The organism is Halalkalibaculum sp. DA384 (assembly GCF_043951955.1).
In the GTDB taxonomy this organism is placed as follows: domain Bacteria; phylum Bacteroidota; class Rhodothermia; order Balneolales; family Balneolaceae; genus JAMQKA01.
Genome location: NZ_JBINJE010000006.1, coordinates 78385 through 96038, shown reverse-complemented (window position 1 = coordinate 96038; position 17654 = coordinate 78385). Strand labels below are relative to the sequence as shown.

At 51.5% G+C, this 17654-nt stretch carries 15 protein-coding genes and 1 pseudogene; 5 read left to right on the top strand and 11 right to left on the bottom strand.

Going from position 1 to position 17654, the window contains the following annotated elements:
* Positions 1 to 63 precede the first annotated feature (63 nt).
* The 5 genes from ACG2E4_RS05660 to ACG2E4_RS05640 all read left to right on the top strand — a co-directional run bounded on the left by ACG2E4_RS05660 (position 64) and on the right by ACG2E4_RS05640 (position 2601).
* Positions 64 to 420 carry a Gfo/Idh/MocA family protein gene (locus ACG2E4_RS05660; RefSeq protein WP_395275952.1) on the top strand — a complete coding sequence of 119 codons (357 nt, stop codon included), beginning with the start codon at positions 64 to 66 and terminating at the stop codon, positions 418 to 420.
* The gene (locus ACG2E4_RS05655; protein ID WP_395275951.1) at positions 306 to 1052 is read left to right on the top strand and encodes a Gfo/Idh/MocA family protein; all 747 of its coding nucleotides are present in this window, start codon (positions 306 to 308) and stop codon (positions 1050 to 1052) included. The genes ACG2E4_RS05660 and ACG2E4_RS05655 overlap by 115 nt, the downstream gene beginning before the upstream one ends.
* A 66-nt stretch (positions 1053 to 1118) precedes the next feature.
* Complete coding sequence (locus tag ACG2E4_RS05650) at positions 1119 to 1643, top strand: hypothetical protein (RefSeq protein ID WP_395275950.1); 525 nt, start codon at positions 1119 to 1121, stop codon at positions 1641 to 1643.
* A 111-nt stretch (positions 1644 to 1754) separates the two neighbouring features.
* A complete protein-coding gene (locus ACG2E4_RS05645) occupies positions 1755 to 1946 on the top strand; it encodes a hypothetical protein (protein WP_395259927.1) in 192 nt (63 codons plus the stop codon).
* A gap of 22 nt (positions 1947 to 1968) precedes the next feature.
* The gene (locus tag ACG2E4_RS05640) at positions 1969 to 2601 is read left to right on the top strand and encodes a cysteine hydrolase family protein (protein WP_395259924.1); all 633 of its coding nucleotides are present in this window, start codon (positions 1969 to 1971) and stop codon (positions 2599 to 2601) included.
* A gap of 62 nt (positions 2602 to 2663) precedes the next feature.
* Here ACG2E4_RS05640 and ACG2E4_RS05635 read toward each other — a convergent pair whose 3' ends face one another.
* From ACG2E4_RS05635 to trpB, 11 genes and pseudogenes are all read right to left on the bottom strand, one after another.
* Positions 2664 to 3743, bottom strand: a complete 1080-nt coding sequence (locus tag ACG2E4_RS05635) for a 2-oxoacid:ferredoxin oxidoreductase subunit beta (protein ID WP_395259922.1) — start codon at positions 3741 to 3743, stop codon at positions 2664 to 2666.
* A gap of 58 nt (positions 3744 to 3801) precedes the next feature.
* The gene (locus tag ACG2E4_RS05630) at positions 3802 to 5649 is read right to left on the bottom strand and encodes a 2-oxoacid:acceptor oxidoreductase subunit alpha (RefSeq protein ID WP_395259919.1); all 1848 of its coding nucleotides are present in this window, start codon (positions 5647 to 5649) and stop codon (positions 3802 to 3804) included.
* Positions 5650 to 5905: 256 nt separating this feature from the next.
* Complete coding sequence (locus ACG2E4_RS05625) at positions 5906 to 9199, bottom strand: amidohydrolase family protein (protein WP_395259916.1); 3294 nt, start codon at positions 9197 to 9199, stop codon at positions 5906 to 5908.
* Between the two features lie 109 nt (positions 9200 to 9308).
* Positions 9309 to 10583 (bottom strand): annotated as a pseudogene (gene bioA, locus ACG2E4_RS05620) (adenosylmethionine--8-amino-7-oxononanoate transaminase); the annotation flags it as partial.
* Between the two features lie 268 nt (positions 10584 to 10851).
* Positions 10852 to 11481 (bottom strand): dethiobiotin synthase, encoded by a 630-nt coding sequence (gene bioD, locus ACG2E4_RS05615; RefSeq protein WP_395259913.1) that lies wholly within the window; start codon positions 11479 to 11481, stop codon positions 10852 to 10854.
* A gap of 160 nt (positions 11482 to 11641) precedes the next feature.
* Complete coding sequence (locus ACG2E4_RS05610; protein ID WP_395259911.1) at positions 11642 to 12442, bottom strand: methyltransferase domain-containing protein; 801 nt, start codon at positions 12440 to 12442, stop codon at positions 11642 to 11644.
* Positions 12443 to 12525: 83 nt separating this feature from the next.
* Positions 12526 to 13209 (bottom strand): hypothetical protein, encoded by a 684-nt coding sequence (locus tag ACG2E4_RS05605; RefSeq protein WP_395259907.1) that lies wholly within the window; start codon positions 13207 to 13209, stop codon positions 12526 to 12528.
* A complete protein-coding gene (gene bioF, locus ACG2E4_RS05600) occupies positions 13199 to 14374 on the bottom strand; it encodes an 8-amino-7-oxononanoate synthase (RefSeq protein ID WP_395259905.1) in 1176 nt (391 codons plus the stop codon). Before bioF ends, ACG2E4_RS05605 begins: the two co-directional genes overlap by 11 nt.
* A 16-nt stretch (positions 14375 to 14390) precedes the next feature.
* Positions 14391 to 15506, bottom strand: a complete 1116-nt coding sequence (locus tag ACG2E4_RS05595) for a DUF4837 family protein (RefSeq protein WP_395259902.1) — start codon at positions 15504 to 15506, stop codon at positions 14391 to 14393.
* Positions 15507 to 15529: 23 nt separating this feature from the next.
* Positions 15530 to 16345: a tryptophan synthase subunit alpha gene (trpA, locus tag ACG2E4_RS05590; RefSeq protein WP_395259899.1), complete on the bottom strand. Its 816-nt coding sequence runs from the start codon at positions 16343 to 16345 to the stop codon at positions 15530 to 15532.
* Between the two features lie 99 nt (positions 16346 to 16444).
* Positions 16445 to 17629 (bottom strand): tryptophan synthase subunit beta, encoded by a 1185-nt coding sequence (gene trpB, locus ACG2E4_RS05585; protein WP_395259896.1) that lies wholly within the window; start codon positions 17627 to 17629, stop codon positions 16445 to 16447.
* Positions 17630 to 17654 lie beyond the last annotated feature (25 nt).

The following is a 17654-nucleotide window of genomic DNA, read 5'->3' as shown; positions in this document are numbered from 1 at the left end:
GTGAATTTCCGTTACCTTCATTCCGAAGGATTAAAAAGAGTGTTAACAAGATAGATCATGATCATGGACCGCGTACGGTTTGGAATACTGAGTACGGCAAAAATCGGGATTGAAAAAGTGATTCCTGCCATGCAGCAGGGGCATCTTTGTGAGGTAACCGCCATCTGCTCGCGCACCCCTGACCGAGCAGAAAAAGTGGCTGAACAGCTTGACATTCCAACGGCATACGGTTCCTACGAGGAGCTCCTATCCGATCCAACTGTTGACGCAATCTATAATCCCCTGCCCAATCACCTGCATGTTCCATGGACTCTCAAAGCCCTGGAGGCGGCAAGCATACCCTCTGCGAAAAACCGATCGGTCTCTCTGCCGATGAAGCCCAACAGCTGGCCGACCAAAGCGCTTCCTACCGGGATCTGAAACTCATGGAAGCGTTTATGTATCGATTTCACCCGCAGTGGGAAAAGGCAAAGGCCCTGGTGGATCAAGGTGATATCGGGGAGCTGCGGACGATCAATTCTGTTTTTTCCTACTTCAACGACGATCCCGAAAATATTCGAAACAAGCCGGAGATGGGCGGCGGCGGTCTGATGGATATCGGCTGTTACTGTATCTCACTTGCCCGCTTTCTCTTTGACGATGAGCCTGAGGCCATATGCGGCAGCGTGGAATTTGATCCCGTAATGGGAATCGACCGGCTGGCCTCCGGCGTCCTCCGATTTGCTCGCGGCACATCCACGTTCACCTGTTCTACGCAGCTTGTACCCGACCAGGGAGTGACTATATACGGAACGGAGGGTAAAATTGAGATCGAAATACCATTTAACGCCCCGCCGGACGTGCCCACCCGAATCTGGCTCACCCGGGACGGCCGCACCGAAGAGATCCGGTTCGAGGTTTGCAACCAGTATACCCTGCAGGGCGACGCATTTGCCCGGTCCATCCTGGAAAACACGGAAGTGCCCACTCCCCTTACCGATGCCGTCAATAACATGAAAGCGATAGAAGCAGTTTTTAAAAGCGCCGAGACCGGCACATGGATTGAACCCTGACTGAATGCTCTGTTCGATTCAAACCTTGCTAAACTGAATATTAATACAACTACTCGTCCTGTTATCTTGGATCACAACCACCAGACAAGACAAAAACTTACCAAACAAACCGTCGGCGGACAGGCGGTATTGTCTCGCTTTTTTGAAGAAATTTTAGAGGAACAACCAGAAACGGTCCGAACTATTGAGCTGACCTATTTTGCGCTGACTGTCACCACCATTTTTTACCTGCAGTATGGTGAGCAAGATAACAAAAAGGCGCTGATCGACGAGGTAATTACAGCTGTTTTGCGGAAGGAAACAGGCCGATCAGCTACCAATCCCGATCTGAATATTGAGACGGCACACCAGGAATTTAAAAATCGGCTTTCGAAATACAGTGCGCTCATCACCCAACTGTTGCAGGACGACCGTGACCACAACCCGATTGCAGAATTAGTAATCAAATTCTATGAGTCGGCCACCCAAAAATCGGCAGCGGATAAAACCTTTAGTACCGGGAAAGCGGGAACAGTACTCTCTAAATATATCATCGACAACATCAAGTATGTCCAGAGAGAGTTTCGCACACCCTCCCCGAACCAGGGCTAATAACTGCAGTTCCCTGTTGCGTCCCGCTTGTAAACCACGCTTCCAATGTATTACTTTTGCTTCTGTTCACACTGGAATTTTAGTTTGAATCCCTAAAATGACCCTAGTTTTATGGAAAAACTCAACAGAGTGCGAGGCGCGATAAAAGATTATATTATGGAAAATGGGCGGGAATATGAGCGGCTTCTGTTTTCCAGATCATTTTATAACCAGCTGAAAGAGGAAGCTACCGAAGATGCCATCGATTTCCCCCGGATGGAGATAAAAAGCGAAGTGAATTACGATTTTAAACTGCTGCCCTAAAAACGTCTTTCTCATCCATACTATGGGTAACGATCGCTATACACAACCGGACTGGTCGCGCTCTGCCCTGCTGACCATCGACATGCAGGAAGACTTTACCCGGCCGGACGCTCCCGCCTACATCCACGGCACGGAAGAAATGCTAGAAAATTTGCAGGATTTACTCTCATATTTTCGCCATAAAAAGCGACCTGTATTCCATATTGTCCGCCTGTACCGGCGGGATGGCTCTAATGTGGATCTATGTCGTCGGGCTTCGGTTGAGCAGGGGAATCAGGTGGTGGCTCCCGGTACCCCCGGTGCCGAGCTCGTTCACGAGCTAAAACCCGATACCGGCATATCACTCGATCACAATCTTCTTATGAGCGGTGCACCCCAGCCATTCTCATCCACGGAATGGGCCCTTTTCAAGCCCCGCTGGGGCGCATTTTACCAAACCAGGCTGCAACAGATGCTGCAGAAGCAGCAGGTCAACACGGTGGTGATTGCCGGATGCAATTTCCCGAACTGTCCACGTACCACGATCTATGAGGCCAGCGAACGCGATTTTAAAACAGTTTTGATACAGGATGCTACTTCAGGAGTCTACAAAAAGGGAATCGAAGAGCTGAAAAAAATTGGCGTATCTGTTATTAAAACTGAGGAGTTGGTATAAAAGAAAACCCCCGGGAGATATAAATCCCTCGAGGGTTGAGATTGATAAAATAGCGAGCCTCTTTATTTAATCTCCCATGTTTCCGGTCCGTGGAGCAGCGCATCCAGGTCGCCCTTTCCTTTGCGTTCAACGGTCTCTTCCACCTGCAGGTTTACGCCGTCATCGTATGTGGGGCGATCAACGGCATAAAGCACCCCAAACGGACGCGGCAGGTGTGTTTCGCCGGGTGCCGGCGCATCAAAAAACTGGGAAAGCAGGTAGGCTTTTGTCTTGTCTGTCTCGTCATGAACCCAGAGATCATCCTTGCTGTATCCATCTTCTTCCAGCGAAACCACTTCCGGCTTCAGGCCGTCGAGGCGAATGCCCCTGTCGTCATCCTTTCCAAACACGAGTGGTTCTCCATCTTCGAGGTAGATCGCCTCCCGGGGTCGTGTTTTACGGTCGGTAAACAATTCAAAAGCGCCGTCGTTAAAGACAATGCAGTTCTGGTATATCTCCAGCATGGAAGTGCCTTTATGCTGGTGGGAACGCTTCAACATTTTTTGCATGTGGCGGGGATCCCGGTCCATCGTCCGGGCAACAAATGTGCCGTCAGCCCCCATGCTGAGCGAAAGCGGGTTGAAGGGATGATCAATCGAACCGAACGGGGTCGATTTGGTCGAGGAACCCTCCGGGGAGGTCGGCGAATACTGCCCTTTGGTGAGCCCGTAGATCTGGTTGTTAAACAGGAGCAGATTGACATCCACATTGCGGCGCAGGATCTGGACAAAGTGGTTGGCTCCGATCGAAAGCGAGTCGCCGTCGCCTGTAATGATCCACACGCTGAGATCAGGGCGCATCACTTTTAGCCCTGTAGAAATAGCCGGGGCACGACCATGAATGGAGTGCATTCCGAACGTATCCATGTAGTATGGAAAACGCGCTGCACAGCCGATACCGGAGATAAAAACAATATCTTCTTTGGCCACCCCGATATCAGGCATCGTCTTTTGAACCTGTTTGAGAATAGTGTAATCGCCACAGCCGGGACACCAGCGCACATCCTGGTCTGAAGAGAAATCGCTGCTGGAATACTCCGGCAGATCCCCGTTACCGTTGGTTACTTGTTCAAGGTGTTCAGTTATTTTGGTTTGGATAGCCATGGTTAAAAAATGAGGTGTTCAGTATTCAAAATATGGTATAGCTAATTTACGCAGGGTATCAGACCGACGCCTTAATCTCGTTTTTGAGCTCTTCAACGCCAAAGGGGCGCCCCTTGATCTTGTTGATGCCTGTCGCCTTTATCTGGAATTTATCCCGGATCAGGCGTACCAGCTGACCGTTGTTTATTTCCGGTACCAGTACATTGTCGTACCCGTTCAAAAGCTCCTCGAGATTCCGGGGAAATGGCGAGATATACTGCAGGTGGATATGAGAAATGTCCATCCCCTCCTCTCGCAGCTCATGAACAGCCGTTCGTATGGACCCGTAGGTTGATCCCCAGCCCAGCACGACTGTCTCCCCGTTTTCGATCCCGTTGTCTATCTCCTGCAGGGGAATAAATTCCGCGATTTTATCAAGCTTGGCCTGGCGCTGCCTGACCATCTTTTCGTGGTTTTCGGGATCGTACGAAACGTCACCGGTTTCATCCTCCTTCTCAAGACCTCCCACGCGGTGTTCCAGCCCTTTGGTACCCGGAATGGACCATGAACGGACATAGCGATCGTCACGCACATATGGCAGAAATTTCTCCCCGTCACCGTTGGTACGCGCGGGTTCAAACTGCACGTCTATATTCTTCAGATCTCTGGTCTGGGGAAATTTCCACGGTTCCGAACCATTGGCCAGGTACCCGTCCGAGAGGAACATCACCGGGATCATATGCTCAAGGGCGATACGACAGGCTTCAAAGACCATATTGAAACAATCGGCCGGCGATTTTGGAGCAACGATCGCCGCCGGGCTTTCCCCGTTCCGGCCATACATCGCCTGCATCAGGTCAGCCTGCTCCGTTTTGGTGGGCATACCGGTAGACGGGCCGGCTCGCTGAATATTGAGTACCACCAGCGGCAGCTCTAGCATGACAGCCAGTCCAATTGCTTCTCCTTTAAGAGCGATGCCGGGACCCGACGAGCTGGTAACGCCGAGACTGCCGCCAAACGCTGCCCCGATGGCCGAGGATACCGCCGCAATTTCATCTTCTGCCTGGAATGTATAGATACCAAAGTTTTTCTGTTTTGAAAGCCCGTGAAGAATATCGGAGGCCGGGGTGATCGGGTAGGAACCGAAAAAGAGCGGAAGCTCGCTTTGGTGCGCCGCCGACACAAGCCCCAGGACCGTGGCATCGGTACCCGTTATATTGCGATAAGTCCCCGGTTCCAGCGAGGCTTCCTTCACTGAATACCGTGAGCTGAATACCTCGGTGGTTTCCCCGTAGTGGTATCCCTCCTTGAGCACCTTAATGTTGGCATTCGCAATTTCCGGCTTATCCTTGAATTTCTGTTCCAGGAACGTAATCGTCGACTGCAGCGGCCGGCTGTACATCCAGTACAGGAGTCCCAGTACAAACATGTTTTTACAACGCTCAATCTCCTTGTATCCCAGCTCGCTGTCGGAGAGGCTCTCCTTGGTAAGCTTGGTGACATCGACCTCCAGCACGTTATATTCTGATAGCGTGTCGTCCTCCAGGGGACTGACATCGCCTTCGTAATTGGCCAGGTTCATGTTCCGGCTGTCGAACCCGGAGGTATTTGCAATAATCGTCCCCCCCTTGTTCAGGAGCGGGAGATTCGCGATCAATGCAGCTACATTCATGACTACCAGCACGTCACATTTATCACCGGGAGTCAGGATTTCCTTGCTCCCGAAATGGAGCTGAAAGGAGGAAACACCGGGTACTGTGCCCGCAGGTGCCCGAATTTCGGCCGGAAATTCAGGAAGGGTGCGAAGATCATTCCCTTCCAGGGCGGTGGTATTGGTAAATAGGGAGCCGGTCAGCTGCATTCCATCACCGGAATCACCGGCAAATCGAATGGTTACTTCTTCCCGTTCCGTGTACTGTTCACTCATTGGTTTCTGCTAAAAATTCAAAATGACAATTACCCTGCAAAAGTACGGAATTTGGATGAGAGTTATTAAATAACGTCAGCTTGTTTAAAGGATTTCCCAAAAGTTACGTCTTCTGACTATTTTATGATATACATTTACAAATAGCGCAGACTGAAATGTGGGATTAACCACCGTGTTACATACTGTTTAACGGATTTATCACAGCGTTGCGTCGTGCTCCTCTAAAGGACATTCCTGTTCCCCGCACTCAGTCCGTTCAGTGGGATCGACCGATTCCGCAGCTACACTGGATCGCCCCGTGAACCCGGGTGTGGGAGTCGGCGTGCCAGTCAAACTGACCGGGATTGTACCCCTCCTGCTCCCACCAGAACGGCAGTCGTTTTGTTTGACGATGTCCAGCCTCATTCATGGTTGCCGCATCATACAGACGCCCGTTAATCAAGGTATAGGCCACCTGCTCCGTATTTCGAATGTTTTCCAGCGGATTGCCATCAAGCACCACCAGGTCTGCCAGCTTTCCTTCCTCCAACGATCCCAGTTCATGATCCATACCAATATATCGGGCCCCGTTTATCGTGGCGGTTCGCAGTGCCTCCATCTCCGTCATCCCCCCCTGTTCAAACATCCAGAGCTCCCAATGTGCCCCCAGCCCCTGTAGCTGACCGTGAGCTCCCAGGTTCACCGTTACATCCCGGCGGTACAGCTCTTTGGCAAGGGCCGCACTGGCGATATGGCCGATTTCATATTCTTCATGGGGAACTTTGGTGCGGTGGCGAGACCGGGCGTCGATTATGGAACGCGGAGTAAAATTGAGCAGGTGCTCTTTCTCCCACACGTTGGTATGTTGATACCAGTAGTACTCGCCGCTGATACTTCCGTAATTTACGACCAGCGTCGGAGTGTACCCGGTTTCACTTTCGCTCCATAACGTTTTGACGTCATTGTAGGCGGGAAAAATCGGGATGTTGTGCTCTATTCCCGTATGGCCGTCCAAAATCATGCTCATGTTGTGGGTAAACGTGGAGCCCCCTTCCGGCATTACCATGACCTCGAGTTCGCGGGCCGCCTTGATCACCTGCTGACGCTGGTTTCTCCGGGGCTGATTGTAGCTCTTCACCGAAAATGCCCCGAATGCCTTCGTGCGCTCAATAGCCGATTTCGCATCCTCATAATTATTGATTACTGCTTTGTATTCGGCATCTGCCCCGTAGAGGATACGACCGGTGGAAAAGATGCGCGGTCCCACCATATTTCCGGAACGAACCATCTCGGCCTGGGAAAAAATCATCTCGGTATTGGCGGATGGATCGTGTGCTGTAGTTACTCCGTATGCCAGGTTTGCAAAATATTCCCACTGCTGCTGTGGACTCAGTCCCTGCCGGAAGTTACCGATATGGGCGTGCACATCCACGATGCCCGGGATAATCGTTTTACCGCTCACATCCACCACTTTTGCATTATCCGGGATATCTACCCCGGAGGCGGGACCGACTGCCGCAATTCGGTTGCCATCAACGACGACAGTCCCGTTTTCAATCACCTCATCCTCCCCGTTGATGGTAATCAGGCGCGCCCCGGTCAGCGCCAACATCCCTTCAGGCTTGTCGGCTTCCAGCTCAAGTCCTATCGGCTTGCCCTCTTTATGCCCCAGGGGCAGCTCCTTGCCTGTTTCCAGATCATTATTCAGAAAGTCAAACGCATCCTGCAGCGCAACCGAAAAATACTCTTCCCCCAGTGTCCAGCGCAGCTCGTCACTGTCGGCCGACCAGTGCAGGTTGATGCCGGCATCCTCAGCCACGTGAGTGACCGGTATCGCCTTGGTGTCGGCACTGAGCGTTATATCGGTACCCGACCGGGGAAACGGCGCAATATAGACCTTGAACAGTTCATTGAACGCTATCCAGTTGTTGTCGGGACTCACCACAAAATTATTGGCATATTTGGAGGTGAAATGCGTTCGTTCGTTGTTGCCAGACAGATCTACGCTCTTGAATGCATTATCCAGGTATGATCCTCCAAGAAAAAAGATACGCTTCCCGTCTGTGCTAAACTGCGGATCGGTACCGTGATCCACGATCCGGTGTTTCGGTCCGCCCCCGGCGGGCATGGTGTATATTCCGGGATTTTTGGTATAGGCGTACCCGTGGTGGTTATTGCCCTCCTCCATGCGGAACAGGATCGTTTCTCCATCCGGTGAAAACGATGGATTTCGATAGATCCCTTTTTCCGACGTTATTTCAACAGGCTTTCTATCTTGCTGATCGAGATCCAGCACCATGATCGCCCCTTTTGCGGTATCACTCCAGGTAGTATAGACCAGCTGATCGCCCTGCGGGGAGAACGCAGGCTCAAACTCCAGGTATGGACTTCCCGTTAACCGTTCGGGAGTGCCATCCGGCAGCTCTTTTTGCCAGAGCTTGCCGGCCGCATTAAACACCAGCAGCTTGCCATCCGGAGAGGTTACCGCATGGCGAATCGCTTTGGCTGTAAACCTGTCCGGAGCGGGATTTTGCCTGAAGGTGACGGCATCATAGATACGGTGCGTAGCAGTTGCTTCAAATGGAATTACCTGGTCTTCCAGGGTTTCCACGTTCAATTTGTAAACTTTTCCCCTGGCCCAGAAGAGGAGATGCCTGCCATCCGGTGTCCAGTCAAAATTGGTATACGGTCCAAAAATAGCCCAGGCTTCCTGCTGATCCTTGCTGAGCTGATCGTAGACCGGTGTCTCAATGCCGGTTTCCAGGTCATGAATATAGAGCACGCTTTTGGCACGCACACGGCGCACGAACGCCATCTTTGTACCATCGGGAGAGATCGTCGGACTGATCGCACCGCCGGCTCCGCCTGTAATACGTTCGGTCTCCCCGGTCTCGCGGTCATATCGCTGGACCTGGTAAATCTGGCTGTTGGGATCCTTGTTATACTGGAAATATCCGCCGGGATATACTGCTTCGCTGTAGTACACGTACCGTCCGTCGGGCGAAACAAATGGCTGGCCGAGATCCTGCTGATCATTGTTTTTCTCGACCAGCTGAATTCCCTCGCCGCCACTTTTGTGGTAAAGCCACAGTTCACCCGCGCCCAGCGAACGGGTAGAGCTGAAATGCTTTTTCGCGACCAGGTAATCTCCTTCCGGCGACCATACCGCATTGTTCAACAGCCGGAACTCCTCGTTGGTCACCTGCCGGGCATCGGTGCCGTCACGGTCCATCACCCAGATATTATCCCCACCGCCGGCGTCACTGGTAAAGGAGATCTGGCTGCCATCAGGACTAAACCGGGGCTGTATTTCATAGGCCGGTCCTTCCCGCAAAATACGGGCTTCTCCTCCTTCCACCGGCATAATGAAGATATCACCCAGCAGATCAAAAACGATATGATCGCCATCCGGACTTACATCCAGGTTCATCCAGGTTCCCTCATTCGTGGTTATTTCCACCTCTTCATAGGGTCCTCCGGGATCAGTCACATCCCAGGCCTCCTCTTTCTCCTGGGCCGTTGCAAGGGTAGTACAACAGATTAGCAGAACGGTATAAAGATAAAATCTCATAAAATACGGTAGGTTAGCAGGTTTAAGAATGAAGCATCAAGGTACAAAATTTTTAAAACGGGTTCTTCGTGCTCTCTGCATCGGGAAAGCACCAATCATTAGCGGACATCTACTCAAGCAACGCCCGAATGCCCTGGTACATCGTCGTAAGTTGATCGCGCGTGGTACAATATGGCGGCATCAGGTACAGTACATTCCCGAGGGGCCGAAGCAGGAGACCGTGATCCACGCACTCCTTTTTGATGCGATCGGCTACTTCATTCAGATACCCATCCTCGGCGTCTGTGACAATCTCCATGGCTGCAATCGTACCGGTTACGCGCTGTTTTTTTAGTTTTGGGTGATCCATCAGTGCGCCAAGCTCCTCTTTGTGCCAATCTTCCATTGATCGGAAAACCGGTTCGTGCTCGTTCATCAGTTCCATCGAAGCCAGAGCGGCCGCACACCCTATGGGATTGGCTGTGTAGCTGTGCCCGTGCCAAAATGTTTTTTGGGGATCTTCACTGTCAAAGGCTTCATAAACCTTATCAGAAGAAACCGTCACCGAAAGCGGAAGAAACCCGCCGGTGAGCCCCTTGGCCAAGCTGATAATATCGGGCTGTACCTGGGCGCGGTCGCTCGCAAACCACCGGCCCGTGCGTCCAAAGCCGGTCATCACCTCGTCAAACATCAGCAGTGTTCCATACTGGCGTTTCACCCACTGCAGCTTTTGCAGGAAACCTGGTCGACACATCCGCATGCCCCCGGAACCCTGGACCAGCGGTTCCAGCAGGATACCCGCATAGCGATCGGGATTTTCATTGAGCATCTCTTCCAGCTGGTTGATGACCTGGTCTTCCTTTTCCTCCGCAGAGTCGTCTTCGATCCACGTATGGGGATAGGGCAAAAATTCAACGTCAAACAGCAACTCACTAAAGACCTCGGTAAAAACGGACCGCCCGCCCGCCGACATCGCCCCGAAAGTATCACCGTGATAGGCGCCTTCAAAACAGATAAACGTCTTGCGCTCCTCGCCCCTGTTTTTCCAGTACTGCCAGGCCATCTTCATACCCACTTCCACGGCCGTGGATCCATCATCAGAAAAAAATACCCGGTTTAGATCACCCGGCAAACGGTCTGTAAGCTGTTCGGCAACTTGTTCAGCGGGATCGTGCGTAAAATTGGCGAAAATAACCTGTTCCAGTTTGTGGGCTTGTTGCCGGATGGCATCCGCTATCTTCGGGTGCGCGTGACCGTGAATATTTACCCACCAGCTGGAGATGCAGTCCATTATGCGGCGACCGTCTTCCAGTTCCAGCCAAAGTCCTTTCCCTCTATCCACTTTCAGCGGTTCTGGTGCATTCTTGATGATGGTAAAGGGATACCAAATGTTTCTGTGCATGAGAAATGTTAAATCTTGGGATTCTGTGGAGAATTGTTACAATGAATTTAAACTTGTAGAGGACTTTGCAAATCTGTTGTTTTGGCCAATATCGTCAATTTCGCGGATTTGAAATCCTCATTTATGAGATATAAACTGCGGTTCCGAATCCGTTCAGGGGTTGATCTTGACCAAAATCCCTGGTTTTGCAAAGCCCACTTGTAGTGCTTTCCAGGTGTGCCATTTTGGGATAAAATTCCGCCTTCCGTTACCAGTCTGTTTTGCCGGCTGATTACAGGTCAGGAAAATGTTTCTCAAATTCTTTTTGGAGGGTCGGGGCATCGATCTGTTGCAGCGGCTCAATCTCTGCCAGTACCCGTATATTCCCGTACTTTTCAATAGCCCGGCGATTACTGTCATTTTTGGGTCCATTCATAATAACTCCCAAAACATCGATGCTGCGGGAGCGCAACGCCTCGAGAGAGAGAAACGTGTGGTTCAGGGTCCCCAGCTCACTTCGGGATACCAACAGAACGGGCAGGTTCAAATATTTGATGAGATCGATAATCATATACTCATTATTCAACGGAACCATCAATCCGCCGGCTCCTTCAACCACCAGGTGACCTGTTTCAAAATCCGGAAGTTCAAATTTGTGAAACTCTATCTCAATTCCGTCGATAGCCGCGGACGCGTGGGGTGAAAGTGGTTCTGTAAGCCTGTACTGTTCGGAAACAAACTGCTGGCTAGATATATTCGTAACCCGCTGCACAAACTGGGTATCGGTCTCTTCTTCAAGTCCGGATTGAACCGGCTTCCAGTAGGTACCGTTCAATCCCTGGGTTAAAAGCGCTGAAATCACGGTTTTGCCAATGCCGGTATCTGTACCGGTAACAAAAAATGCGGGGGGTAGCTTATGCACGATTTTAAGATTTAGTAAAGTTCACTGCGCAATTCGAATGTTGGCGACACTTCATTTGACCGGCAATGGTCGATTTTTATCTCCACGGAATTTATGAATAACACCCTTTTTTGTAAACAAAAGGTATCCCCGGGGAGGCCGATCCCCGATAACAGCTGCATTACGAGTCAAAATTACGCTTGACCGCAATAAACACCACGTGGTAGCTAACCTCAATGTTACCACTCGTTTTGTTGTCCCAGTGAGTGACGAGCATTTTCATTTCCCGGGGCGAGAGGTGCCGTCCCTGTTGCTGGGTTCCGGCGCCCATTTTCTTCAGGTGGCGGAAAAAATGGGCCGCACTTTCAAACCTTTGGACCACGGTATCTTCAAAGTAGTCAACCTGTACGGGTCCCCCGGAGAGCTTGACCAGCAATTCTTCGGTGTCGGGCAGCTCGTTGCCGGTGTAGGGGAGGCCCAGATCGCGACACGCCTCCTTCCATTCGGGAAAACTTTCATGACCCGGAAACGACCCCAGCAGCAGTCCGCCAGGCTTTGTCGCCTCCAGGAACCGTCCCAGGGTAATCGCCGGGTGTTCAAACCACTGGGCTACAAACCCACTGACCGTCATGGCATACGTTTTCGGCTCCACATCGAGATTCTCTGCGTCGAGGGTCCGGAATGTAGCTGCGTCGTGATCCCCAAATTTCTGTTTACATATTGCAACCATCTCCGGCGAAATATCGGTGACCTCCAGCCGGCGATTCGGCAGCAGTTCAATAAGACCCTCGGTCACAAACCCGGTACCGCAGCCCACTTCAAGAATGGGGCCCCTGGGCAGTATATCGATCCACGGTCGCAGGGATGCGATCAGGCGGTCCGCTATTCCGCGTTGAACCTCAGCGTGATTATCATAATAAGGGGCCGCTTTTCCAAAATTGCTCCGTATGGTTGATTTGGTGAAGTTTTTGGTTTCGCTCATCACGTTGTTGCTCTGCTATAATTTTCCTGAATTATTTCTCAATGCGATCGATTCCGTTGAGTTAACGCCGGGAAGAATGTTACCTAGTCAAACAATTTCTCGATCTCGGGCTGAATAAAAGCCCAGCACTGCTCAACATGGGTGAACGGCAGCGCATGTCCGGCTCCTCTCACTTCAAAATAGGTGGCGTTTTCCTGGAAGATATTATATAGCTCACGTCCCTTTGTTTTGGGAACAATAGCATCAGAGGAACCGTGAAGGATACAGATATTTTGTCCTTTTTTCAGTGATTGTATGTCCAGCGAAGACTGATTAAGCGCCCGGAGATCGTGCAAAAGCTGTTGGTGATCTGCCTTTTTGCTGTCGATTTCCGGTGGTTGCTCAGGCTTATAGGCATTTTCCATAAACTGCTGAAGTACCGGTTCAGGATCTTCCTCAAGAGACTGAATCATCTTATTCAGAATAAGTTTTGATCTTCTGTTGAACTGGGCCGCAACCGGATGAAACTCCCGAAAACCACCAAATATGACCACCATGTCTGCCTGGGCAAGCTGCTGGCCGGGACACAGATGCAACCCGTAGGAGTGAGTGAATACGAGCGTTATGTCCTGGTCATCAATGACTTTTACGGTCAGGGGATCTCCCCAATACCCCCTGTCGGAGGGGTGTAGCAAGATTTGATCCGGGAGCACATTCTCCCAAGGCTCCCAGCACGTGCGGTCAAAAGCCCAGCCGTGCCAGGCAACCAGTTGAGCGCTATCCTTCATTCCACCTCCGAAGTACTTTTGTAAGTTGATCAATATGCCGGGCCTGGTGTTTGCTTGAGATCGTCAACCGGATACGGGCACTGTTCTCAGGTACCGTCGGCGGTCGGATAGCGGTGGCCAGGATTCCATTCTCCTCCATAAAATCGGCCAGCTGCAGTGTTTCCCGGTCATCCCCAATAATCACAGGAATAATCTGAGTAGCAGAGCCTCCCGTATCAAACCCGTATTCATTAATTTGTTGTCTAAGGGTTGTGATTATCTGGTGATACCGGGTGCGCTCCGCTTCCAAACGGGGAATAAGGTCTACAGCGGCATCCAGGGCACCGACAACGGGCGGAGGCAGGGCCGTCGTATAGATAAATCCGGGACAAAAGTTGACCAGGTACTGTTTTATTTTTTCTGAACACAGCACGAATGCGCCAAACGCGCCAAACGCTTTGCCAAACGTTCCGAGGGTAAGATCCACTCGCGGCTGATCAAAAGCCAGCCCGCGTCCCCTTTCGCCCCATACACCAACCGCGTGAGCATCATCCACGAACAGCAGCGCCTCATACCGTTCCGCGAGCCTGCAGACCGCTTCCAGGTCGCTCCGGTCGCCGTCCATGCTAAAAACCGTCTCGGTGACGATTAAAATCCGGTTATAGGATCTGGAGGTGCCCTTTTCAAGTAACCTCTCCAGGTGCTCCATATCGTTGTGATTAAACCGATGGAATGTGGCCCGGCTCAGGAGTGCTCCCTGCAGCAAACTGTTATGAGACCGCTTGTCAGCCAAAATCAGCGAATTTCGATCTGTCAGTGCCTGGAGAATGGTGCTGTTGGCCTGGAAACCGCTGTTGAAAAGGAGGGCCGCCTCGGCATTAAATAGTTCCGCAATTTTGCGTTCCAGCCGTGTGTGAATGGTATAGGTACCGCTGATAAGCCGGGAGGCTGCAGATCCGACTCCATACTTATCCGCATATTGCCGGGCACGCTCCCGGAGTTTCGGGTGGTGCGACAGGCCCAGGTAATCGTTGGAGCAAAAGTTGACTAAGTTCACTCCGTCCCGTGTGACCTCAATACCGTCTTCTCCGGGGTTTAACGGCTGAAGGGTACGGAGCCGGTCTTCCTGTGTACGGAGTTCAAGGGCCTGGTCAATAAAATGCCTTTGTTGTGCTCGTTCCGACACCTGGTGTGGTTATTGGTTAATTATTGGTTGCCAAATCGGGTTGGTTCCAGGTAGAATCGCTTTCAAATGTCCGAACCATCGCCCTGAACTGGCGTACGAATCGCCGTTTTTGATATTTAGGGGCAAATTGGACAAATCCGAGCATAAACAGTCGCTGGGTCTCATCATCATAAACAGTGAGATTGACAAACGGTCCGCCCATCGCGTCATGCGTCATCCTCCACCAGCCAAGCGTTTCGTAAGCAATATCGCCATTCAGTTCAAACGATCGTGTTCGGGGTGAAATGCGATATTCTGTTGTCACATAGGAACTGTCGCGCGAACCACGGATCCATTTTTTCCACAGGGAATCGCGCTTGGCGTTGATCCAGTCCTGATCCATAAAATTTATGTTGGGAACATCCTCTTTCCACCATGCCCAGAAACGGCGATCGTTGTTGGGCAACTGCCGCTGCAGCGTATAAAAGTAATTGGTCTCGCCCTGTTCATCGACGTAAGAGGTATCCAGGTGGGTGTAATAATCGTGTTGTACGCGTATTTTCCAGCCGTGATTGGCCATCATGGAATCTTCTATAGCAAACTTCTCCCCTCTCTCGTAAATCTCTTCGGTCCAGCGCGCCAGCTCTTTGTCCACAAGACTTTGAACAATATTTTCCTGGCCACGCCTAATCTTGGAGGCCAGTGCTGAGTCGCTCTCGGAGCTGAGTATCATGGTCCACTGGTTGCGGTACCACCGGTTCTGAAGGGGGAACGCGTACGCCTCACCTGCTCTCACCGCCTCTTCCACTTCATCACTCAACAGGGCCCTGACGAAGCTGCCCACATTGGTTTCAGCATCAATCGGGGAGGCAACGATAATATTTTTATTGAATTTGATCTCCTCCAGCTCCTCGTTGGTTTCAAAATCCCTGAATGTCAAATTGAAGCGGGGCTCATATCCGAGGAAATATTCGATTTTTCCGCCGTAGGTAGCCCGGATCGCATTGGCTGTTTCGCTGTCAAACCGGGTGGAATCCATCAAAACCACCACATTCCCAAACTGCCCCTGGGCTTCCCTGCGGTAGTCACCATCACAGGAGAGAAAGGCGATGGCAGGTAGGAGAACCAGAATTATCGATTTTAAAAACTTCATCGGAAATTACTTTAAATTGATTATTACTGCTTACCATACTTCAACCTGTTAACAAAAGCAAACACCTTTTCCTTCCAGCCGTTTTCAGGGTAATGACGGCGTATGTTGTCGATGAGTGCACTGCCTACAATAAAACCCTGGGCTTTTGCCGCAATACGCTCAGCGTCTTCATGCGAGCGTATGCCAAAGCCGATCATTTTGGGATTTTTCACAATATTTTCGTTCACCCGATCAATAAACCGGGCTACCGATTTTGCAACCTCTTCCCCCTCGCGGGCCCCGGTTACGCCTGTCACTGACACACAGTACACAAATCCTTCCGACTTCTCATCGATTTTTCGCATCCGCTCGTCCGACGTATTGGGAGCTACCAGGTAGATCATCGAAAGACCGTGGCTTTTTGCCTCTTCGTCGATCAGCGCGGACTCCTCCGGGGGAATATCCGGGATGATGAGCCCGTCGACCCCAACGTCGGCAGCCTTCTCGCAGAAAGATTCCACTCCATAGCGCAACACGGGATTCATATATCCCATCAGGATGATCGGGATCCCGGACTCTTGCCGCACCTGCCTGACCATCTCGAATATCCTGTCCATCGTAATGCCATTTTTGATGGCTTCCTCACTGGAATACTGGATTGTCGGTCCGTCGGCCAGTGGATCACTGTACGGCATGCCGAGCTCGATCAGCTCGGCCCCGTTTTCTTCGAAACCGAGGATAAGGTCTACGGTCGACTCGAGGTCGGGGTAGCCGGCCGTCAGAAACAAGCTCATAATTTTGGAAGAATCGTGCTGGTCAAACAGCTTTTTGATACGATTTTGTCGGTCGGTTTCAATCATTATATATCATATTTGGTCATTTAAAATAAAGGGTACAGGAAAATGATCGGGATAACTACAGCTGGGCATGGGCAAATCAGGGCACTCCGCTCCAATGTGCTAAAGATGTTTGGAGATGGTAGTCATATCTTTGTCCCCGCGGCCAGAACAGTTGAGGACCAGGATCTCACCCCCTGAAGTTTCCGGCATCAATTGGTCAAGGTATGCCACCGCGTGTGCTGTTTCAAGGGCCGGGATGATGCCTTCGGTAACGGAAAGCAGCTTTACGCCCTCCATTGCCTGTTCATCGGTAATCGCCCGGTAGGTGACGCGGCCCGACTCGAACAGGTGGGCATGTTCAGGGCCGATGCCGGGATAGTCCAGGCCCGCACTAATGGAGTGGGCCAGCTGAACCTGCCCTTCCCTGTCATGGAGTAGCAGGCTCCTCGATCCGTGCAAAATTCCCTCAGTACCGATGGTGATCGTGGCGGCCGTCTGGTCGGTATCAGCTCCCAGGCCGGCGGCTTCAACACCGTACATCTTGACAGACTCTTCATCCACAAAGGGCGCAAACAACCCGATGGCATTTGACCCGCCGCCGACACAGGCCACGAGGTAGTCCGGACTCCTGCCTTCGGCCTCCATGATCTGCTCCTTTGTTTCCTCACCGATGACACGCTGGAAACTGCGCACCATTTTGGGATAGGGATGAGGTCCCACGGCGGAACCGATGACATAAAACGTGTCATCCACATTGGTTACCCAGTCTCGGATCGCCTCGTTCGTGGCATCCTTCAGCGTTTGAGAGCCGCTGGTCACTTCCCGGACCTCGGTTCCAAGAAGCCGCATACGATCGACATTAAGCTTCTGGCGCTCAATGTCTTCAGCCCCCATATACACAATGCATTTTACCCCAAACTTTGCACAGGCGGTAGCGGTGGCCACTCCATGTTGACCCGCACCGGTTTCGGCAATAATGCGGTCTTTCCCCATCCGCCGGGCCAGCAGTACCTGTCCCAGCGCATTGTTTATTTTATGAGCGCCGGTATGGCAGAGATCCTCCCGTTTCAGGTAGATTCGAGCCTTGCCATAGTGCTCCGTCAGGCGGTTGGCATAGGTCAGTTCAGTCGGGCGCCCGACATACTCTTTAAGCAGCGATCGAAATTCCCGCTGGAAAGCGGCATCGCTCCACGCATCATCAAACGAGGCTTCCAGCTCTTCAATGGCCGGAATCAAAATTTCAGGGACAAATTTCCCCCCGAACTTCCCGTAATACCCTTCTTTTGTCGGCAAATCGTATTTCATAGATCTTGTCATTTGATCAATTTGG